At 51.6% G+C, this 22,783-nt stretch carries 23 protein-coding genes and 1 tRNA gene; 12 read left to right on the forward strand and 12 right to left on the reverse strand.

From position 1 onward, the window contains the following. Positions 1–23: 23 nt before the first annotated feature. Genes ACUTSW_RS22975 through hemW form a run of 4 tightly spaced genes read left to right on the forward strand, consistent with a single transcriptional unit; the run spans position 24 to position 2,608 of the window. A complete protein-coding gene (locus tag ACUTSW_RS22975; protein ID WP_004948012.1) occupies positions 24–578 on the forward strand; it encodes a YggT family protein in 555 nt (184 codons plus the stop codon). Then, complete coding sequence (gene yggU, locus ACUTSW_RS22980) at positions 575–865, forward strand: DUF167 family protein YggU (protein WP_269936125.1); 291 nt, start codon at positions 575–577, stop codon at positions 863–865. The genes ACUTSW_RS22975 and yggU overlap by 4 nt, the downstream gene beginning before the upstream one ends. Positions 866–882: 17 nt before the next feature. Beyond that, positions 883–1,476, forward strand: coding sequence for an XTP/dITP diphosphatase (locus tag ACUTSW_RS22985; RefSeq protein ID WP_062792737.1), 594 nt, complete (start codon positions 883–885; stop codon positions 1,474–1,476). Beyond that, positions 1,469–2,608 carry a radical SAM family heme chaperone HemW gene (gene hemW, locus ACUTSW_RS22990; protein WP_445585457.1) on the forward strand — a complete coding sequence of 380 codons (1,140 nt, stop codon included), beginning with the start codon at positions 1,469–1,471 and terminating at the stop codon, positions 2,606–2,608. Before ACUTSW_RS22985 ends, hemW begins: the two co-directional genes overlap by 8 nt. A 39-nt stretch (positions 2,609–2,647) precedes the next feature. Here the strand turns inward: hemW and ACUTSW_RS22995 are convergent, their stop codons facing one another. The 5 genes from ACUTSW_RS22995 to trmB form a co-directional block, all read right to left on the reverse strand. Further along, complete coding sequence (locus ACUTSW_RS22995; RefSeq protein WP_062792715.1) at positions 2,648–3,082, reverse strand: DUF29 domain-containing protein; 435 nt, start codon at positions 3,080–3,082, stop codon at positions 2,648–2,650. A gap of 97 nt (positions 3,083–3,179) precedes the next feature. Further along, on the reverse strand, positions 3,180–3,896 hold the full coding sequence (locus tag ACUTSW_RS23000; protein WP_004948025.1) for a YggN family protein: 717 nt from the start codon (positions 3,894–3,896) through the stop codon (positions 3,180–3,182). 30 nt (positions 3,897–3,926) lie between these two features. Further along, positions 3,927–4,850, reverse strand: a complete 924-nt coding sequence (gene glsB / locus ACUTSW_RS23005) for a glutaminase B (RefSeq protein ID WP_445585458.1) — start codon at positions 4,848–4,850, stop codon at positions 3,927–3,929. A gap of 243 nt (positions 4,851–5,093) precedes the next feature. Next, positions 5,094–5,420 carry a YggL family protein gene (locus ACUTSW_RS23010; protein ID WP_065506525.1) on the reverse strand — a complete coding sequence of 109 codons (327 nt, stop codon included), beginning with the start codon at positions 5,418–5,420 and terminating at the stop codon, positions 5,094–5,096. Then, the gene (gene trmB / locus ACUTSW_RS23015; RefSeq protein ID WP_004948035.1) at positions 5,420–6,139 is read right to left on the reverse strand and encodes a tRNA (guanosine(46)-N7)-methyltransferase TrmB; all 720 of its coding nucleotides are present in this window, start codon (positions 6,137–6,139) and stop codon (positions 5,420–5,422) included. Before trmB ends, ACUTSW_RS23010 begins: the two co-directional genes overlap by 1 nt. 176 nt (positions 6,140–6,315) lie before the next feature. On the opposite strand from trmB, the gene mutY reads away from it, so the two are divergent. From mutY to mltC, 3 genes are read left to right on the forward strand one after another with little or no spacing between them, the layout of a single operon-like run. Beyond that, on the forward strand, positions 6,316–7,416 hold the full coding sequence (mutY, locus tag ACUTSW_RS23020; protein ID WP_371105480.1) for an A/G-specific adenine glycosylase: 1,101 nt from the start codon (positions 6,316–6,318) through the stop codon (positions 7,414–7,416). Continuing rightward, on the forward strand, positions 7,413–7,685 hold the full coding sequence (locus ACUTSW_RS23025; RefSeq protein WP_004948040.1) for an oxidative damage protection protein: 273 nt from the start codon (positions 7,413–7,415) through the stop codon (positions 7,683–7,685). The genes mutY and ACUTSW_RS23025 overlap by 4 nt, the downstream gene beginning before the upstream one ends. 54 nt (positions 7,686–7,739) lie before the next feature. Continuing rightward, positions 7,740–8,816, forward strand: coding sequence for a membrane-bound lytic murein transglycosylase MltC (gene mltC / locus ACUTSW_RS23030; protein WP_013814494.1), 1,077 nt, complete (start codon positions 7,740–7,742; stop codon positions 8,814–8,816). A gap of 55 nt (positions 8,817–8,871) precedes the next feature. On the opposite strand, the gene speF is transcribed toward mltC, so the two are convergent. Beyond that, positions 8,872–11,034: an ornithine decarboxylase SpeF gene (gene speF, locus ACUTSW_RS23035; RefSeq protein ID WP_445585459.1), complete on the reverse strand. Its 2,163-nt coding sequence runs from the start codon at positions 11,032–11,034 to the stop codon at positions 8,872–8,874. Between the two features lie 706 nt (positions 11,035–11,740). On the opposite strand from speF, the gene ACUTSW_RS23040 reads away from it, so the two are divergent. Next, positions 11,741–11,816 (forward strand) — tRNA-Phe (locus ACUTSW_RS23040). A gap of 198 nt (positions 11,817–12,014) precedes the next feature. Here ACUTSW_RS23040 and ACUTSW_RS23045 read toward each other — a convergent pair. The 3 genes from ACUTSW_RS23045 to ACUTSW_RS23055 all read right to left on the reverse strand — a co-directional run bounded on the left by ACUTSW_RS23045 (position 12,015) and on the right by ACUTSW_RS23055 (position 16,265). Then, positions 12,015–13,028, reverse strand: a complete 1,014-nt coding sequence (locus ACUTSW_RS23045) for a tyrosine-type recombinase/integrase (protein WP_041417764.1) — start codon at positions 13,026–13,028, stop codon at positions 12,015–12,017. Between the two features lie 66 nt (positions 13,029–13,094). Further along, on the reverse strand, positions 13,095–14,804 hold the full coding sequence (locus tag ACUTSW_RS23050) for a TraI domain-containing protein (protein WP_020439745.1): 1,710 nt from the start codon (positions 14,802–14,804) through the stop codon (positions 13,095–13,097). A gap of 777 nt (positions 14,805–15,581) precedes the next feature. Beyond that, positions 15,582–16,265 (reverse strand): hypothetical protein, encoded by a 684-nt coding sequence (locus tag ACUTSW_RS23055; protein WP_064799692.1) that lies wholly within the window; start codon positions 16,263–16,265, stop codon positions 15,582–15,584. Positions 16,266–16,530: 265 nt separating this feature from the next. Here ACUTSW_RS23055 and ACUTSW_RS23060 point away from each other — a divergent pair, with 265 nt between their 5' ends. After that, a complete protein-coding gene (locus tag ACUTSW_RS23060) occupies positions 16,531–17,283 on the forward strand; it encodes an SDR family NAD(P)-dependent oxidoreductase (RefSeq protein ID WP_020439748.1) in 753 nt (250 codons plus the stop codon). A gap of 90 nt (positions 17,284–17,373) precedes the next feature. Here the strand turns inward: ACUTSW_RS23060 and ACUTSW_RS23065 are convergent, their stop codons facing one another. Next, positions 17,374–17,661 carry a Bor family protein gene (locus ACUTSW_RS23065; protein ID WP_020439749.1) on the reverse strand — a complete coding sequence of 96 codons (288 nt, stop codon included), beginning with the start codon at positions 17,659–17,661 and terminating at the stop codon, positions 17,374–17,376. A 233-nt stretch (positions 17,662–17,894) separates the two neighbouring features. Beyond that, positions 17,895–18,785 carry a LysR family transcriptional regulator gene (locus ACUTSW_RS23070; protein WP_020439750.1) on the reverse strand — a complete coding sequence of 297 codons (891 nt, stop codon included), beginning with the start codon at positions 18,783–18,785 and terminating at the stop codon, positions 17,895–17,897. Positions 18,786–18,915: 130 nt separating this feature from the next. Here ACUTSW_RS23070 and ACUTSW_RS23075 point away from each other — a divergent pair, with 130 nt between their 5' ends. The 3 genes from ACUTSW_RS23075 to ACUTSW_RS23085 all read left to right on the forward strand — a co-directional run bounded on the left by ACUTSW_RS23075 (position 18,916) and on the right by ACUTSW_RS23085 (position 21,583). Continuing rightward, positions 18,916–19,746, forward strand: a complete 831-nt coding sequence (locus ACUTSW_RS23075; RefSeq protein ID WP_020439751.1) for an oxidoreductase — start codon at positions 18,916–18,918, stop codon at positions 19,744–19,746. A 368-nt stretch (positions 19,747–20,114) separates the two neighbouring features. Further along, positions 20,115–21,053, forward strand: coding sequence for a VirK/YbjX family protein (locus tag ACUTSW_RS23080; RefSeq protein ID WP_020439752.1), 939 nt, complete (start codon positions 20,115–20,117; stop codon positions 21,051–21,053). A 275-nt stretch (positions 21,054–21,328) separates the two neighbouring features. Continuing rightward, positions 21,329–21,583, forward strand: coding sequence for a hypothetical protein (locus ACUTSW_RS23085; protein ID WP_407822032.1), 255 nt, complete (start codon positions 21,329–21,331; stop codon positions 21,581–21,583). 166 nt (positions 21,584–21,749) lie between these two features. On the opposite strand, the gene ACUTSW_RS23090 is transcribed toward ACUTSW_RS23085, so the two are convergent. Next, a complete protein-coding gene (locus tag ACUTSW_RS23090; protein ID WP_020439753.1) occupies positions 21,750–22,673 on the reverse strand; it encodes a DUF1281 domain-containing protein in 924 nt (307 codons plus the stop codon). Positions 22,674–22,783 lie beyond the last annotated feature (110 nt).

The following is a 22,783-nucleotide window of genomic DNA, read 5'->3' on the forward strand; positions in this document are numbered from 1 at the left end:
GAGTTAAGGAGAAGGACCCTTTCATGCTAACGCTGACTTTTTTGGTCAAAACCGTTATTGATCTTTACGTTATGGTGCTGCTGCTACGCATTTGGATGCAGTGGACGCGTACCGACTTTTATAACCCGTTCGCCCAGTTCGTGGTGAAGATCACCCAACCGGTGGTCGGCCCGCTGCGTCGCATCATCCCGTCGCTGGGGCCTGTCGACAGCGCTTCGCTGTTGTTGGCGTTCCTGCTGATGACCATCAAGTACCCGCTGCTGCTGCTGATTCAGGGCGGCGCAATGTCGCTCAGCCCGTATAACCTGCTGTTTGGCCTGATTTCGCTGGTCAAGTCGGCGGGTTATCTGATCTTCTGGGTGATGATTATCCGCGCCCTGATGAGCTGGATCAGCCAGGGCCGCAGCCCGATTGACTATGTGATGTATCAGTTGACCGAACCCCTGATGGCCCCGATCCGTCGCATTCTTCCCGCCATGGGCGGCATCGATTTTTCAGCGATGGTGGTGATCCTGATCCTGTATCTGATCAACTACCTGGGTATGGATTTGTTCGGTGAGATCTGGTTCCTGCTGTGAGTGCAGTCACCCCCGTGCTGGACGGGCTGGCGATCAGGCTATATATTCAGCCGAAAGCCAGCCGCGACCAGATTATCGGTTTGCATGGCGACGAACTTAAAGTCGCCATTACCGCTCCGCCGGTTGACGGCCAGGCCAACGCCCATCTGATCAAGTTTTTCGCCAAGCAGTTTAAAGTGGCGAAAAGCAACGTCACCATCGAGAAAGGCGAGCTGGGGCGGCATAAACAGTTACGCATCGTTAATCCGCAACAGATCCCCGCCGTGGTCGCGGCGCTTATCGAATAATGTTCAAGGTAGTCATCATGCAAAAAGTCGTTCTTGCCACCGGTAACCCGGGAAAAGTGCGTGAACTCGCCGACCTGCTGGCCGATTTCGGTCTGAACGTGGTCGCACAAACCGAGCTGGGCGTGGATTCCGCCGAGGAAACCGGCCTGACGTTTATCGAAAACGCCATCCTGAAAGCCCGTCACGCGGCGCAAATCACCGGCCTGCCGGCGATCGCCGATGATTCCGGCCTGGCAGTGGACGCCCTGGGCGGCGCACCTGGCATCTACTCTGCGCGCTACGCCGGCGTAGACGCCTCTGACCAGCAAAACCTCGACAAGCTGCTGGTGGCGCTGAAAGACGTGCCGCAAGGCAGCCGCGGCGCACAATTCCACTGCGTGCTGGTGTACATGCGCCATGCAGAAGACCCGACGCCGCTGGTGTTCCACGGCAGCTGGGCGGGTGAAATCACCTTTGAATCCGCCGGTGCCGGTGGTTTCGGTTACGATCCTGTCTTCTACGTCCCGGAGTTGGGCCGCACCGCCGCCGAACTGAGCCGCGACGAGAAGAGCGCGGTGTCACACCGCGGTAAGGCGCTGAAGCTGATGCTGGAAGCCATGCGCAATGCTTAAGCTGCCCCCGCTGAGTTTGTACATTCATATCCCGTGGTGCGTACAGAAGTGTCCGTACTGCGACTTCAACTCGCATGCGTTGAAGGGTGAAGTGCCGCATCAGGAATACGTCGATCACCTGCTGGCCGATCTGGATGCCGATCTGCCGCTGGCAGGCGGCCGGGAGATCAGCACCATTTTTATCGGCGGCGGTACCCCCAGCCTGCTGAGTGCCGAGGCGATGCAATCGCTGCTCGATGGCGTGCGGGCGCGTATTCGCGTCGCCGATGACGCAGAGATCACCATGGAGGCCAACCCCGGTACCGTGGAGGCCGATCGCTTCAGCGGCTACCAGCGCGCCGGTGTGAACCGCATCTCGATCGGCGTGCAAAGCTTCAGCGCAGAGAAATTAACCCGTCTGGGGCGCATTCACGGCCCGGAAGAGGCCAAGCGTGCGGCACACCTGGCCACCGCTCTCGGCCTGCGCAGCTTTAACCTCGATCTGATGCACGGCTTGCCGGACCAGTCGCTGGAAGAGGCGCTGGACGATCTGCGCCAGGCGATCGCCCTGAACCCGCCGCACCTGTCGTGGTATCAACTGACCATCGAGCCAAACACCCTGTTCAGCTCGCGGCCGCCGGTGCTGCCGGACGACGATGCGCTGTGGGACATCTTCGAACGCGGCCACCAACTGCTGAGCGCCGCCGGCTACCGGCAGTATGAAACCTCGGCCTACGCCAAACCGGGTTACCAATGCCGACACAACCTCAACTACTGGCGCTTCGGCGACTACCTGGGGATTGGCTGCGGCGCGCACGGCAAGCTGACCTTCAGCGACGGCCGCATTCTGCGCACCGCAAAAACCAAGCATCCGCGCGGTTTTATGCAGGGCAAGTACATGGACAAGCAGCATGAGGTGACGACGGCAGATCGGCCGTTCGAGTTCTTTATGAACCGCTTCCGCCTGCTGGAGGCCGCACCGCGTGCCGATTTCGCCAACTACACCGGGCTGGACGAAAGCGTGATTCGCCCACAGTTGGATGAGGCGCTGGAGAAAGGCTATCTGGAGGAAACGGCGGAATACTGGCAGATCACCGAAAAAGGCAAACTGTTCCTTAACTCGCTGCTGGAGCTGTTCCTGGCGGATGAATAAACAAAAAGCGCTGAATTATCAGCGCTTTTTTTATTGATTCTAGTCTGGGAAAAATTCTTGTGAAAGTGCCTGCTGGGTATCCCAAATGGCGCTTTCGGGGAAAACGTCCAATCCGGTTTCCGTGGTGGCAAGCGCTACCGCTTTTGACCAAATCACATCCAGCCAATCTGCATCACCGAGTTTACCTTTTAAACTCGGCGATTCCTTCAAACTGTAAAGCACCTCTTTCCGTTGCGCTTTAATGGTTTTTTCCCAACTGCTTCCGCGCCGCGCCGGCTGATACTTCCATTTTAGCAGGTGTGCAATCAGCACCGTCATGCGGCTTGCAAGTTCCCTTTGCTCGCTCTTCCCCACGTCCTCAATCTCCTCGGCGATCTTTTCAATATCGATCTCAGACAATTTTCCGGAGCGCAAAAGAGCTGCCTGTTCATTTGCCCAGGCGACAACATCAGTTTCGTAGCGAGTATGGCCCATAGCGTTCTCCGTAAACACCCATGAATCAGTACATAGTTTAACCAGTCTGTCAGATAACAATCCGCAGGTCAAAATATGCTACTCCCCTGATTTAGCGTTACTTCAACGCGTTAAGCAGGTCTTTACGCTGGGTTTCCAGGCCGGTAACGCGGTTGCAGACGTCGTGACCAAAGTTCTGGAAATCCTGCTCCTGGTTGTTCCATTCGTTCTGAATCGCCTTCTGCAGGCCACCCAGGTTGCCCATAATCGCCTGCAACGGATTACCGCCGCTGCTGGCGGCCTGCTTGACGCCCATCTCGTTCAGGCTGTCTTGCAACACGCCGCCCATGCTTTGCTGCACGAGATTGCGGCCATCCTGCTCAACCTGGTCGATCGCCTTGTGGTGGAAGGCCAGGCCGTCGCTGCGGTGTTCGATAATGCGGTTCATCTGCTGCTTAAGCTGGTCGTTCAGCGTGGTCAGGCGGTTGCGCACATTGCTGTCGCTACCCAGTTCCTTCACGATCACCTTGTCCAGCGCCACCCGCGCTTTTTCCAGATGCTGCTGCGCGCCCTTGTCGATCCACGGCAGTTCTTTGCGTAGCGCACTCTGGTAACTGAACGCTTTCTGACGCTGGCTATCGTTGAGGCTCAGCGCCTGGCCGTTACGGGTGACATCGCCATCCGCCGAAATCTGCAGATTGCCGCTGGCGCCGGTCACCTGCACGTTTTGCGGGCTGATGACCACGTCGTCCTGAGGTTTAACGCTGCACTGATATTCGGCATGCGCCTGTGAAGCGGTCAACAACAGTAAGGCTAACCCGGTTTTCTTTAACATATTTTCTCCTGACTCCCTTCCGTGGTGGGATTAAAAAATCGAACGGCTAATCCGTTGAGACAACAGTTCCAGCACCGCAGTTCCCGCCAGGGAGTTACCGGATGCATCCAGCTCCGGCGACCAGACGGCGATCGACAGCTCATCGGGCACGATAGCGACAATGCCGCCGCCTACGCCGGATTTGCCCGGCAAGCCCACCCGATAAGCAAACTCCCCTGCGCCGTCGTACATGCCGCAGGTCATCATCAGCGCGTTGATCTGGCGGGCTTGCAGCGGGCTTATCACTTCCCGCCCACTGAGGTCACGCCCGTGATTGGCCAGATAGGCAAAGCTGCGCGCCAGCTCCACGCAGCTCATGCGCAGCGCGCAGTAGTGGAAATAGGTTTGCAAAACGGTGAGCACGTCGTTTTCGAAGTTGCCGAACGACTTCATCAAATAGGCTATCGCCGCGTTGCGATCGGAGTGTTCGAACTCGGAGCGCGCCACGCGGGAATCATAGGCCAGATCGTCTTCGCCGGTCAGTTGCCGCACCACTTCCAGCATCCGCTGTTTAGGGGCGCTGAGCCGGGTTTGCAGCATGTCGCACACCACCAGCGCGCCGGGGTTGATAAACGGATTACGCGGCTTGCCCTGTTCCATTTCCAACTGCAACAGCGAGTTGAACGGCAAGCCGGAAGGCTCTTTGCCGACCCGTTGCCAGATCTCGTGTTCCTGGTAGCGCGTCAGCGCCAGCGTCAGGCTCAGCACCTTGGAAATAGACTGAATAGAAAAACGTTCCGTGGCGTCCCCGGCCTGGAACATCTCGCCGTCGACGGTGCAAACGGCGATCGCCAGACGGTCGGCGGCCACTTCCGCCAGCGCCGGTATATAGTCCGCCACTTTCCCTTTGCCAATCAGCGGGCGCACCTGTTGCAGGATGTCATCCAGCAACGCGTTATCCAATGTCGTTACCACCTCGGTCACACTCCGGACAAAACAAAGGTGCCGTAAAGGCACCTGAGAATGCTGAAAAAGTCCTCTGTAGTTAAAAGCAGTGCTATGAGTGCCAATAAAAACAAAGAATCAGATTTTCTGTTTTACCCCCAACCCACCGAAAACCACGTTTTTCGGCGGGTTGTCCACAGTCTAAGGCGCCGTTAAGGCACCTTAAATCAATGAATAGCACGGCGCGATGCCGCACTCATCAGGCCGGTAAAATCAATCCCACCAGATATCGAACAGATCGCTGACCTTAACGTCAGACAGCTTGCGCGCTTCCAGCCATTTTTTGACCAGTTCACGCTGTTCGTCGGTACAATGACCGATGGTTTGCAGGCAGATTAACCCTTCCCACTGCAGATAGCCGCTGCCGTCAAACGCCAGGCCATTCGGCTCAATCATTTCGTCGATGAAAGCGTCCAGCGTGCTGTCGATATCCTCAACCGCGGTGCCTTCGGCAAAACGCCATGCTACGGAGAAACCCAGCTCCTGAAACTCTTCAATGTGTAACTTTTTACGTAAACGACGACTGCGGTTCTTAGCCATTATTCTTTCCTCTCAAACATCAAATCCCAAACGCCATGTCCCAGACGCTGGCCGCGTAATTCAAATTTTGTCAGCGGGCGTGAATCCGGACGCGGCACGTAATCATTATCGCTGGAAAGATTACGGTAGCCTGAGATCCCGTTCATAACCTCTAACATATGTTCTGCATAAGGTTGCCAGTCGGTGGCCATATGGAATACGCCGCCGACTTTCAGTTTGCGTCGCACCAGTTCAACAAACGGCGTCTGTACGATGCGGCGTTTGTTGTGGCGCGCTTTGTGCCACGGATCGGGGAAAAACAGCTGCACCATGTCCAGCGATCCGTCCGGGATCATATTCTCCAGCACCTCAACCGCATCGTGACACATCACGCGCAGGTTGCTCAATTCCGCTTCGGTGGCGTCCGCCAGGCAAGCGCCCACGCCTGGCGAATGCACCTCAATCCCCAGGAAGTTCTGCTGCGGATTGTTGCTCGCCATGGTCACCAGCGAGGCGCCCATGCCAAAACCGATCTCCAGCACGGTCGGCGCTTCGCGCCCGAACAGTGCGGCGATATCGACAGGTTCAGCCTGATACTCCACGCCCATCACCGGCCAATAGTTGTCCAGCGCGTGCTGCTGGCCTTTGGTCAACCGCCCCTGGCGGCGGACAAAACTGCGGATACGGCGCATCGCGCGGCCGTTCTCATCAAATTCCGGGGAGATGACGTCATTAATCATAGTGCTTTCTGTCTGTTTGGCTGCCAATTAGGGAAACGCGCATTATGCAAAGATACCTTGGTTTAGCAAGTGTTCATCTTGATACCTGCCGTGCGACGTCGGAAAGTTCCGGTTTACAGCAACATGACTCTATGCTGCAATCTCGCTTCATTTTCTGCCGGATATCGAATCTGCTTATGATGCAAGCACAACAGTTCGCACAGGTAGTGCTTGACTGGTACCAGCGTTACGGTCGTAAAACCCTGCCGTGGCAGCTTGATAAGACCGCCTATCAAGTATGGCTCTCCGAGGTCATGTTGCAACAAACTCAGGTTGCCACCGTTATTCCTTATTTTCAGCGTTTTATGGCGCGCTTTCCCAACGTACGCGCCTTGGCAGAAGCGCCGCTGGACGAAGTGCTGCACCTGTGGACCGGCCTGGGCTACTACGCTCGCGCGCGCAACCTGCATAAGGCGGCGCAGACCATTGTCGCACAGCACGGCGGCGAGTTCCCGACAACCTTTGAAGAAATCGCCGCTTTGCCCGGCATCGGCCGCTCAACCGCCGGTGCGGTGCTGTCGCTGGCGCTCGGTCAACACTATCCGATCCTCGACGGCAACGTGAAGCGCGTGCTGGCCCGCTGCTATGCGGTTGAGGGCTGGCCGGGCAAGAAAGACGTAGAGAACCGCCTGTGGCGGATCAGTGAAGACGTCACCCCGGCCAAAGGCGTCGGCCAATTCAATCAGGCGATGATGGATCTGGGGGCGATGGTCTGCACCCGCTCCAAACCCAAATGCGAGCTGTGCCCCCTTAACACCGGCTGCATCGCTTACGCTAACCACAGTTGGGCAAAATACCCCGGCAAAAAACCGAAGCAGACGCTGCCGGAAAAAACCGCCTACTTCTTATTGCTGCAAAACGGCGAGCGGGCGTGGCTGGAACAGCGCCCGGCCGTAGGGCTGTGGGGCGGGCTGTTTTGCTTCCCGCAGTTCAGCGAACGCGAAGAGATGGAACTCTGGCTGCAACAGCGCGGTCTGAAAGGCAATCGCCTGGAGCAGTTGACCGCATTTCGCCATACTTTCAGCCATTTCCATCTCGATATCGTGCCAATGTGGCTGGAAATGAACGATGCCGGCGGCAGTATGGATGAAGGAGTCGGTCTCTGGTATAACCTGGCGCAACCGCCCGCCGTCGGGCTGGCAGCGCCGGTTGACCGCCTGTTGCAACAGTTGGCAAAACACTCCCCGCTCCAACAGGGTTTATTTGGCGCTAGCGCCATTGATGAGGAATTAGCATGAGCAGAACCATTTTTTGTACCTTCCTGCAGCGCGATGCCGAAGGGCAGGATTTCCAACTTTATCCAGGGGACATCGGCAAACGCATCTATAACGAGATCTCGAAAGAGGCCTGGGCAGAATGGATGAAAAAGCAGACCATGCTGATCAACGAGAAAAAACTGAACATGATGAACGTGGATGACCGCAAACTGCTGGAAGCCGAAATGGTCAAATTCCTGTTCGAAGGGCACGACGTCCATATCGAAGGCTATACGCCACCGAGCGAATAATGCTGTTGGGGCCAGGCGCTGGCCCTTCCAAAACTTCTCGTATACGGCTTTAAGATGAAGAAAATTTTAGCTTTGCTAGTAATAGCGCCATTGCTGATTTCCTGTTCCGGCAAGAAAACCGACGAAGTCAACGAAGCCTGGGTCAAAGACACTAACGGCTTCGAGATCCTGATGGGCCAATTTGCCCACAACATCGAGAATATCTGGGGTCTGAACGAGGTTCTGATCGCCGGGCCAAAAGATTACGTTAAATATACCGACCAGTATGAAACCCGTAGCCACATCAACTTTGATTCTGGCGCGATTACCATTGAAACCATCGCCACCACCGATCCTGCCGCTCACCTGCGCCAGGCTATCATCAGCACCCTGCTGATGGGGGACGACCCGGGTTCAATCGATCTCTATTCCGACGTCAACGATATCCAGATCAGTAAAGAGCCGTTCCTGTACGGCCAGGTGCTGGATAACAAAGGCGCGCCGATCCGTTGGGAATGGCGTGCGGCGCACTTTGCCGACTATCTGCTGCAAACCAAGCTGCAAAAACGCACCTCCGGCCTGCACGTGATTTACTCGGTCACCATTCAGCTGGTACCAAACCACCTGGATCAGCGTGCGCACAAATACCTGCCGATGGTACGCAAGGCGTCGGAGAAATACGGTGTGGAAGAGTCGCTGATCCTGGCGATCATGCAAACCGAATCCAGCTTTAACCCGTATGCGGTAAGCGGTTCGGATGCGCTTGGTCTGATGCAGGTTGTGCAGCATACCGCCGGTAAAGACGTGTTCCAGATGCGCGGGAAATGGGGCACGCCAAGCCGCAGTTACCTGTTCGATCCGGAGAACAACATCGACACCGGTACCGCTTATCTGGCGATCCTGCAAAACAACTACCTGGGCGGCATTCAGAACCCGACCTCGCGCCGCTATGCGGTGATCACCGCCTATAACGGCGGCGCAGGCAGCGTGTTGCGGGTATTCTCCAGCGACAGAACCCGTGCGGTGAGTATCATCAACGGCATGCAGCCGGGTGACATTTACCAGACGCTGACCACCAAACACCCGGCCAGCGAATCACGCCGCTATCTGGTGAAGGTGAACAACGCGCAGAAGAGTTATCGCAGGAAGTAACGTGCGGTGAGGTTGTTATCAATGAAAAGGGCCGGTGCAAACCGGCCCTTGTTGTTTATTGCTTGATCATATAGCCGAAAATGCGTTTCCAGCCGTGATCCTTTTTCTCGATATACACGCCCTGCAGCTCCGGTGAGAAGCCCGGCAGACGATTGATGCCGTCTTCCAGCGCCAGGAAGTAACGCTGCACCGCTCCGCCCCACACTTCCCCCGGTACCACGCACAGCACGCCCGGCGGGTACGGCAACGCGCCTTCCGCCGCAATGCGCCCTTCGGCCTGGCCGATCGGCACCAGCTCGACGTTGTCGCGAATAAACTCCACGTTGGTGTCCTGCGGGTTCATCACCACCTGCGGGAAATGGTTCTTGCGGAACATCTCTTTTTGCAGTTGCTTAACGTCGAAGCTGACGTACAGATCGTGCATTTCCTGGCAAAGCTGGCGGATGGTATAGCCGCGGTAGCGCTGCTCGTTCTTGCGGTACACCGTCGGCAATACTTCGCTCAGCGGCGCGTCTTCTTCCACGTAGCGTTCGAACTGCACCAGCATATCGACCAGGTGCTCCATCTTGGCCGGATTTTCCGCCGGGGTCAGCAGGAACAGGATCGAGTTAAGATCGCATTTCTCCGGCACTATGCCGTTCTCGCGCAGGAAGTTGGCCAGAATGGTGGCCGGCACGCCGAACTCGGTATATTGGCCGGTGGCCGCGTCGATGCCCGGCGTGGTCAGCAGCAGCTTGCACGGATCGACCAGATATTGGTCCTGCGCATAGCCTTCGAAACCGTGCCATGTCTCGCCCGGCACAAAGTTGAAGAAACGGGCATCGTTGGCGATCAGGTCAGTATCGTAATCCTGCCAGGCCTTGCCCGCCACCTGCAAAGGAATAAACGGCCGCAGCTGCGAACAGCGTTCCAGCAGTTGCTTGCGCGTCTCGATGCCGAGCTTTACGCAGTCCATCCACATGCGACGGCCGGCGGCCCCGGCATGCATCTTGGCGTTAACGTCCAGCGCGGCGAACAACGGGTAGAACGGGCTGGTCGAGGCGTGCAACATGAAAGCATTGTTAAGGTGCTTGTGGTTACAGTGGCGCTTTTGGCCCTTGATGTGATCGTCTTTCTTGTGGATCTGCGAGGTCTGCGAGAAACCGGCCTGCTGCTTATGCACCGACTGGGTGACGAAAATACCCGGATCGAGTTCATCGAGCTCCAGCAGCAGCGGCGAGCACTCTTTCAGCATCGGGATAAAGCCTTCGTAACCCACCCAGGCGGAGTCAAACAGGATGTAATCGCACAGGTGGCCGATGGTGTCTATCACCTGGCGCGCATTATAGATAGTGCCATCGTAAGTACCGAGCTGAATGATCGCCAGGCGGAACGGCCGCGCCGCATTGGCCTTCTCCGGCGCCACCTCACGGATTTGCTCACGCAGATAGCGCTCGTCAAAACAACGCGAATCGATACCGCCGATAAAGCCAAACGGGTTGCGCGCGGTTTCCAGATACACCGGCGTCGCCCCGGCCTGGATCAGCGCGCCGTGGTGGTTGGATTTATGGTTGTTGCGATCGAACAGCACCAGATCGCCGCGGGTCAGCAGCGCATTGGTCACCACCTTGTTGGCCGCCGAAGTGCCGTTAAGCACGAAATAGGTTTTATCGGCGTTGAAGACCCGCGCCGCATGCTTTTGCGCATCCTTGGCCGAACCTTCGTGGATCAGCAGGTCGCCCAACTTGACGTCGGCGTTGCACATGTCGGAACGGAAAAGCGTTTCGCCGTAGAACTCGAAAAACTTCCGGCCGGCCGGGTGCTTGCGGAAAAACTCCCCGCCCTGATGCCCCGGGCAGGCAAAAGTGGAGTTTTCCATTTCCACATAGGTCTTCAGCGTTTTGAAAAACGGCGGCAGCAGCGCCTGCTCGTAGGTGTCCGCAGCGGCTTCCAGTTGCGCCATATAGAACGCCTTGCTGGCGCCGGCCAGGGCAAAAACGCCGGTAATAAACGGCAGGTAGTCCGGGGAAAGGTGTTCATCCCCTTCAACAGCAACAAACGTTGGGATCTCGAATCCGGTGGCTTTCAACTGCGCCAAAATACCGGCGTTAACGTCATCAACCGACACGACCACCGCGGCCACATCGGTATAGTCCGTCTGTTCAATGCGGACAATCTGGCGCAGCGTTTCAATCGTGGCGACCAGGCTGGCGCTTGTCGCTATTTTCAATTCTTTCATAATGCTAACTCTCAAACGGTTAAGGATGAGGTGGTGCCACGGGGCACGGCGATGAGATAACAAAGGTTATCCCGGCAAAGTGATGTCCGGCGTTGCAGCATAAAGCGCAACCGTGACCGGCTCATGATCGCGAGATCATCAGGCAGCTATCGGGGACTGGTATCGGCAGCGTCCGATAGACATCAGTAAAATCAGAGCCGCAGCTCTATTTTTAATAATGCCTAACAGCGAGCATCAGAAGATGCCTTACCGCATGGTCGGCAGGGCGTTCTTGGCGTACTGTGTTCGGGAAAGGTAACGGCGGCGTGATGGCATCATCAGATGTCTGGTGCGCAGTGGCGCTTGAGTAACAAAACCAGTCATGCCAGTAATCCTCTGACTTAAATGAGCGGAAACACCGTTAGGGGACGTAGAGTGCCAAAATTTGCGCAATGATTGCATGTTTTTTTATGAGGTTCAAGTAACAATTATGTTACTACCCATTGAGGCAGACATTACATAACTCATTGTTATTTATCATATAAAAATAAATACCTGTAAAATCAAAACGGTATAAATACACATCTTTTCTGCATATCTATTGCCGCAGGCCGACGCAGACGCCCTGGAGCGCCCCACCCCATTGAATGAAAAAAGAGCAACCGATCGGGTTTGTGACAGAAAGCGATTGACGATATCCGGCCAATAGGGTTAAATGCGCCCCGTTGCCCGGATAGCTCAGTCGGTAGAGCAGGGGATTGAAAATCCCCGTGTCCTTGGTTCGATTCCGAGTCCGGGCACCACTAATTCTGCATCAAAGCACGCTGGTTAGAGGTACACCCTTTAACGGGCGGAACAAAGGAGCTGGCAGGTTGATATCGCAGTGTTTTCCGAATTTGTACACTCGATATTAATAACTAGGTTCCTCTTAAAAAGGATGCTTGTGTTCGCGCACAAGCGTCCTTTTCTCGATCACTGTTGATTTTCACAGCTTGTTAAAGTCATGTCAAGACGAGTCTGGCCTCACTTTCACGCGCTGGTATCACATCCATATACAGTGACAGCTCATTCTCTAACGCTTGACCGGTAACCTTTAAATCCAGTTCGACATATTCCATTGTTGTGCTGACGCTGCGATGTCCAAGCAAACCTTTAACCATTGCCAAATTACGATCGGGTGACTTCATCATTTCGGTAGCCAGGGTATGTCTGAATCGATGCGGACTCACCTTAAAGCCACACTCTTTCGTCAGCCTGGTGAAGAATGAGCGAACAGGTTGGATTGCAGGTTCTGAGTCAACGTCACCCAATGGATTCAAGAATCGTGCTACATCGAACAGATAACCTGCCGGTTCGGCCCCCTGTGCTATCGCACGATCAACAAGTATTCGCATCCGTTCACGGATAAAGCTCACGATAGGAACTAACCACTCGCGATGCGTTTTACTGCCTTCTTTACACAGCAACATCGAGTTTGCCTCCAGATCTACATCCATTAGTCGTATATGTAATAACTGGTTTTGCCGCATCCCAGTCGAACGCAAGACGTCTATGACAGTCCGCCAATACCACACAGGAAAGAGCGCACAAGGACGACATTTACCTACCCTTAATTTTTCGCGTTCTTCAAATTGTTCTAATACCAGATTCACTTTAACCAACTGGTCACGGTTCAGTGTTTTTTTACGCTTGTTACCCGGCGGCACTTGCGTTTCATTTAGCGGATTTTCCTCTACGTTGAGCCATTTTTTCTTCATCCCCTGGTTGTAAATCGCACGCAAATGCCGAGCTTTATTATTCCACGTACTTCTTGTTAAACCCCTTCCCAACATGTCTCTACGCCACAAAATCAGCTCTCGGTTCGTGACTTCATCCGGTAACGTGTCATACCCAATAAATTTTCTGAAAACGGCAACCACTCTGCGATAGCTCCTCTCAGTTTCCGGGCGTAACACCTTTGAGAAAAAATACTCTTCGAGCAAAGTGTCCCAGTCCATAACACGCGATTTATGCATGATTTCCCCTAGTTTAAATAGAAGTATTGCGAACATGATGTTGTCGCAAGATACGATTAATCCCTATCAAGGAATCACCAGCACCGGACTGTCGTCAGGCAAACTTTTCCCCCGATAGAGCAAGCTTGCTTTAACGAGGTAACCTTTGGTTCGTTTAAACGCTCCTGTGCGCTCTGATGTTTCATACAGGTGAGCAAAATAAAATCGCTTACCTTTGAGCCGGCGATGTTTATCCAGACGTTCGAAATCCTCCTGAAGGGCTTCTCGTTGAGAGCCATCCTGACCAGCCTGTTTAAGGTACAAATAAAAAATCCCAGGTACGGCGATAAAGACAAAACCAGAAACAAGATGAACCCGCGCTACTACGGAATTGATGGGGATCTCATTAGAATTGAGTCCATCAGCTAACCAACGCCAAAAGACTTCACCGGGAGTTATGCCCCCATCGCCTTCAATGCCCGACTTTTGTGATTGTGAGGGAACGAAGTCAGTAGTTTGAGGGGCACAAAATTCAGATATTGAATCTGCCGCTTCGACAGCGATATCATCGATAGCGTCTGACTCCCGGTTTATTTCGGCAGCTTCAATTACCTGAGTCACTTCAGCAGTAATCGCAGGGCAATCGGCAGGCGTAGGGCCTTCATCCTGGTGAGGGGCGTCCCCGGACTCCTGTTCTGTCTGAATTACCGGAACAGACACCTCAACCGCCATCAATGACAATAGGGCCTGCATATCCTCCCCGATACCGACAACCGTTTCTGGTGCCAGGATCATCTCAGCCAAAGGCTTATCGCTGACCGGTGCATCCAGAGCCGAACTCAGTAATACCTCAGCCACTGACGCTGTATTTTCTTCGGGGTGGCTTAATGCCTCGGCCGGCAGTTGTTCCTCAATGACCGGCGAGTTGTTGCTACTGACCGCACTTTGCAAATCAACCACGGGCACTGATGAGGTGATATTTTCTGTAGTCGGCGCCACCGGCGGTAAGGCTACTGTCAAAGTGTTGGAGATGGATGCAGGAGAGGACGCTACGGGCAGGCTATCGCCGCGCGCCAGCTTGGCCGCTTCCTGGACAATTTCGTCTATCACAGGTAAAGCGCCAGACTGTCGGGAAGCGATCGTCATCAACGAGTGTGTAGCCGCCGGCAGTGTTGATAGCCAGTCGATTACCTCTGCTGGCAACAGCCGGGCCGAAATCATCGTACTCTGACTTGTTGTCAATGTCGGGGTTGGCGGAATCGCACTGAAACGAAAGCGGTAAGGTTCACTCGGCACTGTCAGACCAGGTAACCAGGCGCGGCCACTTTGGTACTCCCCCTGCAGCTGACTCAACAGCGGCAGGTAGCGCCAAAGCGCAGCGTAATACACCACGACATTCCATTGTACATTCTGGGCAGATTGTTCTTCCGGTGCGGCCCCAGGAGGTAACATGTGCCCTTTGGCCAGACGCACCGCATACGTCGTCGTCTGCAGAGTGATATCAACCAACCCCCCTTCCCTGGCATACTCGCCCAGAAGCGTAGCCGGCAATACCTGCATCAACGTCATGAGTTGCTTCAATGGCTGCAGATAGAATTGTTCATAGAGGTCTTTGGGAAGTGCACAGTTTTCCCATAACTGCTGTAAACACTGCTTACGAGATGCCGTGCTCAACAGCTGTTCTGCTGACGCGGGCATATAGTAACCAGCAGGGCCTCGTGAGCCTGAAGTGATTACCGCTGGCTTTGCCGACATATCCCGAGCCCCAACAAGCAGCTCTTTGAAGACCTTCAGCATGCCACGCCTCCAGCGACATAAAGCATCCTGTTGCCAGGCTTCGCCAGCGCGAATCGCACCATTTGGGACGTTTTTCCGGTGCCGGCAAAAACCTTTAGCACCAGTTTGCTTCCAGACCAACCGATGATAGCGGCCTGTTCAGGCATATCAGAATAAGGCATTAGCAGCACTCCGTTGAATCATGACCGGCGCTATGCTGCCTAAGTCAATACGGTACACACCACAGGAAAATCTTTTCGCGACAGAAAAGATTTTCTCTGGGCTGTCATATATGCTGCTGGAGTCTGGTAAAAAGATCTTATGGAAAATAAGTTGAGTCAGTGACTCGCGAAAAAATAGTAGGTCTATATCTATTTTAAATTTTTATAGGGATGGTACATTTACCATTACGTCACATCATTTATTACGTAAAAAACGTGTTAATCCAGACGGCATGAACGGATATATGGTACATACTTCAAACATATGGATTTTCAACACCGATAGAAAAAATTCGGATATCATTTTATTTGGCACGAGAGAATATATTACCTTATGCATTACAACCCTTCTAAACTAAGTGTTGAGAATTTCCCTGACGTTACGTATTTTCAATTCATTCCTGTTATCTAAAATAAATTCGGCCTCAGTAATACCACAAGTAATTATGATAACTATTTATAATTTTTTAATTAACAACGTGTAGAGTAGAATAATATTAATTTTATTAACGTGTCAAAAAGAAGGATTTAAGATCCTATGAGAAGTCATAGGATAAAACCAAGAAACTCACGATAACTACTTGAAAAAAATCTGAAAAGGGAATGTATCCTGATACCCTAACTTAATGCACTCATCTATAAGCTGAACACTTGAAATCACATTGAACTTGATTTTCAGGTTTCTCATACAGTAGTCATAATTAGCAAGGTTAATATTCAAAAGCTCTGATATTTGTTTTCTTTTTAATCCCTTCAGAAGAAAAAACAGCAACTTAGCCTCATTGGCACTAAGTTTCACATCTTTGTATGATGATATTTTTAACACTTTTGACACACCGGTAATATTATGAAAGTCAACATAACCATTCATAATAATAGCTGTTGCCGTGGTCCCGGCAGGAAATCCATTCTTATCATATATAACTTGTTTAGAGGTATGTAAAAATGCATGAACAACACCTGGGAGTGGTTCAAGAACATTGTAAACCTCACCTGCAAGAACCGCTTTCTCATGATCCCTATAAATATCGCCTCTTTCAGCCCATGGCATGTCTGAGTCATCAAGAGTCGGCAACCTATGTGGATCTACGCCAGAGAACCGACTAAACAACAAGTTAGATGCAACAAAGCGGTGATTGAGATCTTTAACAAGGTTTATCCCGGCGCAGGCAGGTATTACGGGATTGTCCAAATAATACTCAATGGTTGGTGCATTCTTCTCATCCAAAGGTGAAAACTGTCTACTGTCTATTTTGGTCATGGAAGTCCTCCCATGGACTTTAGGTCTTTCACTGTAAAGTGAAAGCACAATCCTTCACATTCATTCTATAAGTAACATATTTCCTGCAACCTAAAACCCTAGCATTTTATGAATATAATGTAACAATAATTTTCATTATTATTTTCCGGATTAAAACCGCGACCCATTATAACTATAATGCAGCTAAAAACAGGATATTTTATTTCCGTTTCCTAAATGCCAATCTATACTGGGGTAGGTGTTTTACAGTCCATGGAGATTCAGGATGTCTAAGAAACAAACCGTCATAATTACTGGTGCGCTTAGCGGAATTGGCGAAGAATGTGCCCGCACGTTCAGTCAAGTGGGGTATAATGTAGTAATTTCAGGACGTAATGAGCAAAGAGGTAGGGAATTAGAAACCGAACTACGTCAAATCAATCCTGAGACACACTTCTTTTTAGCCGATATCGTATTTGAAAATCAGGTTTCCGAATTAATTAAGTACACGCAACAAGTCTTTGGGACAATCGATGTATTGCTTAATGTTGCAGGTACAGAGGGGAAACCTATTTCGCATGACAAAACCACAGTCGAAGACTTCCGCCATGTATTTGATACCAATGTGCTGGGAACTCAGCTTGTGATGAAACATGCTCTGCCGGTTATGTGCAAACAGGGTTCAGGCAGTTTAGTTAATTTCTCATCCCAAGCCGGGCAAGTCGGTATTCCTGGCGGCAGCGTCTATTCAGCAAGTAAACATGCAGTAAACGGATTAACGCGCTCCGCCGCACTTGAAGTTGCCGCTGACGGGGTACGGGTTAACGCCATTGCTCCTGGGCCAGTAGCAACAGCAATGTTTGACCGGTTTGTGGGGAACGATCCGATAGAGAAGGAAAAATTTCTCAGCAAAATGCCTACCGGGCGTATTGTTACAACCGAGGAGATTGCTGCAACGGCACTTTTCCTGACTTCGGATAATGCCCGTTCTATCATTGGCCAAATTATCACTATTGACGGTGGTTATTCAGTAGGTTAATTCCGCGTGTAATACAACTTTTAAATATCTAATATCAAGTAGAAATAATAAAAAGCCTGCATTAAGCAGGCTTAGTTTACAGCAAAATGATTATGAGCAATATACGCGAGCTTCACGCGGAGCGTAGATGCCAAAGGTCACAAATCCAAGCAACCCATTAACGAAGGTTTGCTGTACTTCTGTACGGACAACTTTGTCAGTCCCACCACAAACAGCGGCAGCATCAATAGTTTTCTTCTGACCAATACCGGCCACAAAGAAGTGGTGAGTAGTGATCTGTTTTGGTGTTACCGCTACGTCATTTTTTACAATAAATGTTTGCTGAGCACAGCCAGTAACAACCATTGCGAGAACTACAGTGGCAAACAACTTCTTCATAACCATTCCTTATGTAAATTAGCAAAACACTTTAACGATAATCCTTTTACATTAATTTACATGCTGGAGTCAATTTTAACAAAAAAATCACACCACACTCTATGTATTACTAGGTTAGTAGTTGTCTTCGTGAACCTCGTATTCAGAAGAAAGGAAGAGTGATTAAAACGTCTATAACAAGGAGTGAAACAGTGGTTAGTTTCCTCTCAAATAGCGCACTTTTGCTTCCTTAACTAGCGGGTCGTGCGGGCAAAATCAATGAAAGCCTTTAACGGAGCAGGTACATGTCGCCGGCCCGGGTAATACAAATGTAGTCCTGGATAGTATGGACACCAATCGGCCAAAACCTGGATCAAGCTCCCTTCGGCCAGATATCGAGTCGCCATGTCCTCGAAGACATAAGCCAATCCCAGCCCCTGTATAGCCGGCCTGAGCATCAGACTGACGTCACCTAGGGTAAGTGAGCCGTTAACTTCAATTTCTTGGGTGATCCCCCCACGCTCGAATTCCCAGCGATAAATTGTCCCACTGGGAAATCGATGGCGAATGCAGGGAATACGCTGCAAATCTTCAGGTTTTTGTGGGACACCGTGAAGCTCGAAAAACTTGGGTGCCCCCACGACAACAGATCGCAGGTTCGGGCCAATTTCCAAAGACACCATGTCTGCGTCCAGTCGATTACTAAAGCGTACTCCTGCATCAAATCCCTCAGCTACTACATCGACGAAAGCATCGCTTTCGACGATCTCCAGCCGGATATCCGGATACTGCTGTAGAAACGGGCTAATTATTGGGAGAAGCACCAATTCGCAAGCCTGGCGACTTGCGGTTATGCGCAAACTGCCTGAAGGCTTGTCGCGAAAGCTATTGAGGTCTTCGAGAGCATCATCAATATCTCGGAATGCAGGTCTCAGGCGGGTGTATAGCCTGTCTCCGGCTTCGGTCAATGCCACGCTACGCGTAGTACGATTGAACAGCCGCACGCCAAGCCGATTCTCCAGTACACGCAAAGAATGGCTCAAGGCTGAAGGGGTAAGGCCAAGATCTATTGCTGCCCTGCTTAGGTTTAGATGTTGAGCAATACTCAAAAATATCGACAGGTCAGCTGGCGATGGTGCTTTCATATATGAGCCATTTTCACAAAGCAATGTCAAATTAGTGGTATTAACACATTAGTAATGAATGTGTACAGTTGTGTCAACCCATCAAGAAGACTTAGCGACACCGAACGGATCGCTGACAGGAGGAGTTGAAATGCGTACTTGGTTCATTACTGGAGCATCCCGTGGATTTGGCACACTCATCGCAGAACATGCCCTGCGTGCGGGAGACTCAGTCATCGCTACCGCTCGCAAGCCAAAAGACATCACTGATCGCTTGGGCGACCACCCAAACCTGCTGGCTGTAAGACTGGATGTCACCAGCGAAGAAGAATCACATCAGGCTGTTGCTGAAGGTATCAAGCGTTTTGGCCAGATTGATGTCGTTATCAATAACGCTGGCTTTGGAGTTTTGGGCGCGGTTGAGGAAACCAGTGCTCGCGAAACGGAGAGTCTGTTCGCCACCAACGTCTTTGGCGTACTGAATGTGACGCGCGCTGTACTACCACACATGCGCCGCCAACGTAGCGGCCACATCATCAACATTTCCTCTGTCGGCGGGTATCAAGCCTATGTTGGCTGGGGGGTTTACGGCTCCACCAAGTTTGCCGTGGAGGGCATCACCGAAGCACTCCACCAAGAGTTGGCCCCCTTGGGTATCCATGCGACGGTAGTTGAACCAGGTTTCTTTCGCACCGATTTCCTTGATGAGCAGTCTTTGATCAAGACTGCACTGGAGCTCTCAGACTACGACGATACCGTCGGGAAAATGCGGCGCTTTGCCGAGGGAGCTAATCACGCTCAGCCTGGTGATCCAGTGAAGTTTGCCGAAGCCATATTGACTCTGGTTAATGCGCCGAACCCTCCTCAGCGCCTAGCGTTGGGCAGTGATACGGTAGCTCGGATCGGCGAGAAGCATCGCTTTGTGGATGCTGAATTAGCCGAATGGAAAGCGCTGTCCCTCTCGACAGACTTTAAAGACTAAACAACGATACGACACAAAAACCGGACTTATCCGGTTTTTGCGTGTATTGGACAGGTAGAATGCGTGGTTATGCTCATTCACCGCTAGCTTTAACGGCGCGCAATCAATGTAATTTTAAGCTCGCAATATAAATATCAATAGAATAATTATTCCCCCCAGCGTTTTCATATGTTGGACGCTCCATGAAATTACGTGTTTTTTTTTGAAATTTGCATTTATTTTACCCATCTGTTTTATGTTGGATTAATTATATCGCTATTCATATTAATAATTTCTTATGTTTGTTGTATGAAAAGAAATTAATTGGAATATGGTTTAAATAATTTCTAATCATAACCTTCAATAAGGTTTGGAGAAGTATCAATTTCATGAAACATGGAAAACTTTCAACATCTCGCACTCATATTATTTTTGACCTCATTACAGGGCGACTGACTCCCGGAGACATCTGGAAGAAAAAAAACTACCGTTTCAAGTTTATGATAAGAACGGCGTTATATTACGGTCCGACACGGCACATGCTGAAAAACCTTTCAAAACGCACTGATTTTGAATATCTGTTAAACGCACAGATTACTCTGCCAAGTAAACCACACCGTCAGTATTTAATTTTAGGGTTAAATGCGGGCCAGCGCGCCGCAGCAATCGTCGATTATTATCACTATATCGACTCGCTGTCGGCCCCTCGACTCATCAGGGCATTTACCTCCCCCGATGAAGTTATGCTGCTGCAATTAGCAGGGAAAGATGAAGCGTGTTTCACGCTTTCAGCATCCAGCGCGCATAAAGCCGAACTCGAAGGGGAAGCGACACTATGGCTGCGTGATAACAACGATAGGTTGCTGGCTAGCCTTACGTTTAGTGTTATGCAGGTAAAGGCAAAGTTGGTCCTGGTGATCGGCGGTCTACAGGGACCAAGACGTGATGTTGCGCACGATGTCATCAAAGACGCAACACGTGCCTGCCACGGGCTTTTCCCAAAGAGGATCCTGATGGAGTTTATTTGGCTACTGGTTGCCCGCACTTCTATCAGCACCATTTATGGCGTCAGCAACGATGGACATGTTTTCCGTGCGCTGCGCTACCGTTGGAGTAAGGGGCATCATTTCCACGCCAGCTATGACGAATTCTGGGCGTCGCTAGGGGGTGTGAAGATGAACAAACGGGTTTGGAATTTGCCCATATGGCCAGAACGGAAGATGCTGGAAAATATCCCAAGTAAAAAACGAGCGGAATATCGGCGCCGTTTTCAGCTACTGGATAGTATGAATGAACAAATTAATAACTGTATCTCAATAAGTAAATAGTATGTTTGGCGAGGGGTAAATATCTGATTAAATCCTCCGTGTTAATCTGATGTTGGGCAACAGGAAAATCTCAATTCCTGCTATGGCGATCTGTTGAAAAATGGCAGCATTCCCCTATTGAAATCATTCCTCGCCCTGCCCCCCAATTATTTCAGTGTGGGGGCGTAAATTAAAGCAGACACGTTTACGGTGAGTACAAAACATTATGCACTGCATCCATTCATTTCTCTAAATTCAATGTAGGATTTCTGCCGAGGTGGCCTTTGCAATGGCTTGTGATTGATAGTATTCCTTTAAAAAACTCAGATTACTCATACGCTCTAGTGCTGAATTCAGGTGAGCTAACTCTCATTGCGCGAACCAAGACTGATCACATCATTGAACCCGGCGCAGTGCTTTACCCTCTGCTTAACGCGGTTTACTCGATAAATGGAGATAAATCGAAAACAATGAAAGCCGCCAAAATCACTAAATTATGCCTTATCTATTGGGAGCTGCTGCGTAAAGAACAGGCTTCAATCAATAAGTAAGGCAATATCACCGCTGGTACAACAGGTGGAGACATAGTGTTTGGCCAAAGAGACCGCTGAATTTTTTTGTGCCTTAGTAAACGTCCGTATGGTGATCTCCCCCTACGGGGAAAAAGACCACCGAACATCGGTGGCCATAGGTTAATGCAATAACAAAACTCGGTGATTAGCCAACTGCTGAATTGGGTGACAACGGCACAGAATCCTTGTCGGCGTAGGCCAGGTGGCTCACCTCACCAACCTCGACCTCAGCCGCTATTCGTCCGCCGTCGACATGCTCGCCGCGGTCGTAGCGATCGTAACCACTGCGTTTCGCATCGGGCATATACCAGGTATGTTCCACCTGGCAACTGAACAGATCCGACACTATCCCGATAACCTCGCCGGCTGGCGGGTACCACGGGGAATCAAAGTGAACAGTCAACGTGTTGATGCCATCCCGAACACAACCGACATTCTGGCCTGATGGCCATTCGACGCCGTACTGTCGACCATAGAGCTCGGCCGTGGTCGGCACATCACGTAACAGTGCGCCTGAACCATTCAGCTCGGTAGCCAGGCGCGTCGGGATCAGCATCAGCATATCGCACGGTGCGGTATACTCAGGCATCATGCCCAAACGCTCCCAACAGCTGCCGGCATCGATGTCAGGGCTCACTCCCACCAGACCGAACCAGTCCGCATACTGGCGAGACAGCACATCCGCCATACGCTCCTTCGCGACGTTGGGGATGTTCTCCCATTTCACGGCGTCAATACCCGACTGGCGATACAGACGCTCAATCAAGCGAATGCTCTCAGCCGTTAACGGGACATCCGCCTTCAGCAACCCGAACCAGTGTTCAAAGGCCAGGTTCTGAGGTGATGCGATACCCGGATGCGTTAATAAGCCCGGATAGGACACGTAAACACCGGGTTTTGTCGTGGCCGGCTTCAGTATGCCGCCGCACCCGGCCAGGAACAGCCGGCAGCTCTGCTGAATGGCATGACGGTAGTCAGGCACAACATGGCCATTCACCCATTGCTGCAGTTCATCCACAAAAACGGATTGGCCCGTGATGACCAGACGATTGGTGCACCAATTTGACATAGTAGTTCTCCTCTTCTTACAAGAAAAAAGAGGAAGCTTTCCCCTACGGGGGAAAGTCTCCCCCGATGGGTTAGGTGTTAAATCATGATGGTCAGGACAAGGGTACTGCC

It is taken from the genome of Serratia sp. TSA_198.1, assembly GCF_052686505.1.

Coding starts and splice junctions, on each gene's coding strand:
- ACUTSW_RS22975 (WP_004948012.1), top strand. CDS start 24: ATGCTAACGCTGACTTTTTTGGTCAAAACCGTTATTGATCTTTACGTT.
- ACUTSW_RS22985 (WP_062792737.1), top strand. CDS start 883: ATGCAAAAAGTCGTTCTTGCCACCGGTAACCCGGGAAAAGTGCGTGAA.
- hemW (WP_445585457.1), top strand. CDS start 1,469: ATGCTTAAGCTGCCCCCGCTGAGTTTGTACATTCATATCCCGTGGTGC.
- ACUTSW_RS22995 (WP_062792715.1), bottom strand. CDS start 3,082: ATGGGCCATACTCGCTACGAAACTGATGTTGTCGCCTGGGCAAATGAA.
- ACUTSW_RS23000 (WP_004948025.1), bottom strand. CDS start 3,896: ATGTTAAAGAAAACCGGGTTAGCCTTACTGTTGTTGACCGCTTCACAG.
- ACUTSW_RS23010 (WP_065506525.1), bottom strand. CDS start 5,420: ATGGCTAAGAACCGCAGTCGTCGTTTACGTAAAAAGTTACACATTGAA.
- trmB (WP_004948035.1), bottom strand. CDS start 6,139: ATGATTAATGACGTCATCTCCCCGGAATTTGATGAGAACGGCCGCGCG.
- mutY (WP_371105480.1), top strand. CDS start 6,316: ATGATGCAAGCACAACAGTTCGCACAGGTAGTGCTTGACTGGTACCAG.
- ACUTSW_RS23025 (WP_004948040.1), top strand. CDS start 7,413: ATGAGCAGAACCATTTTTTGTACCTTCCTGCAGCGCGATGCCGAAGGG.
- mltC (WP_013814494.1), top strand. CDS start 7,740: ATGAAGAAAATTTTAGCTTTGCTAGTAATAGCGCCATTGCTGATTTCC.
- speF (WP_445585459.1), bottom strand. CDS start 11,034: ATGAAAGAATTGAAAATAGCGACAAGCGCCAGCCTGGTCGCCACGATT.
- ACUTSW_RS23045 (WP_041417764.1), bottom strand. CDS start 13,028: ATGCATAAATCGCGTGTTATGGACTGGGACACTTTGCTCGAAGAGTAT.
- ACUTSW_RS23050 (WP_020439745.1), bottom strand. CDS start 14,804: ATGCTGAAGGTCTTCAAAGAGCTGCTTGTTGGGGCTCGGGATATGTCG.
- ACUTSW_RS23055 (WP_064799692.1), bottom strand. CDS start 16,265: ATGACCAAAATAGACAGTAGACAGTTTTCACCTTTGGATGAGAAGAAT.
- ACUTSW_RS23060 (WP_020439748.1), top strand. CDS start 16,531: ATGTCTAAGAAACAAACCGTCATAATTACTGGTGCGCTTAGCGGAATT.
- ACUTSW_RS23065 (WP_020439749.1), bottom strand. CDS start 17,661: ATGAAGAAGTTGTTTGCCACTGTAGTTCTCGCAATGGTTGTTACTGGC.
- ACUTSW_RS23070 (WP_020439750.1), bottom strand. CDS start 18,785: ATGAAAGCACCATCGCCAGCTGACCTGTCGATATTTTTGAGTATTGCT.
- ACUTSW_RS23075 (WP_020439751.1), top strand. CDS start 18,916: ATGCGTACTTGGTTCATTACTGGAGCATCCCGTGGATTTGGCACACTC.
- ACUTSW_RS23080 (WP_020439752.1), top strand. CDS start 20,115: ATGAAACATGGAAAACTTTCAACATCTCGCACTCATATTATTTTTGAC.
- ACUTSW_RS23090 (WP_020439753.1), bottom strand. CDS start 22,673: ATGTCAAATTGGTGCACCAATCGTCTGGTCATCACGGGCCAATCCGTT.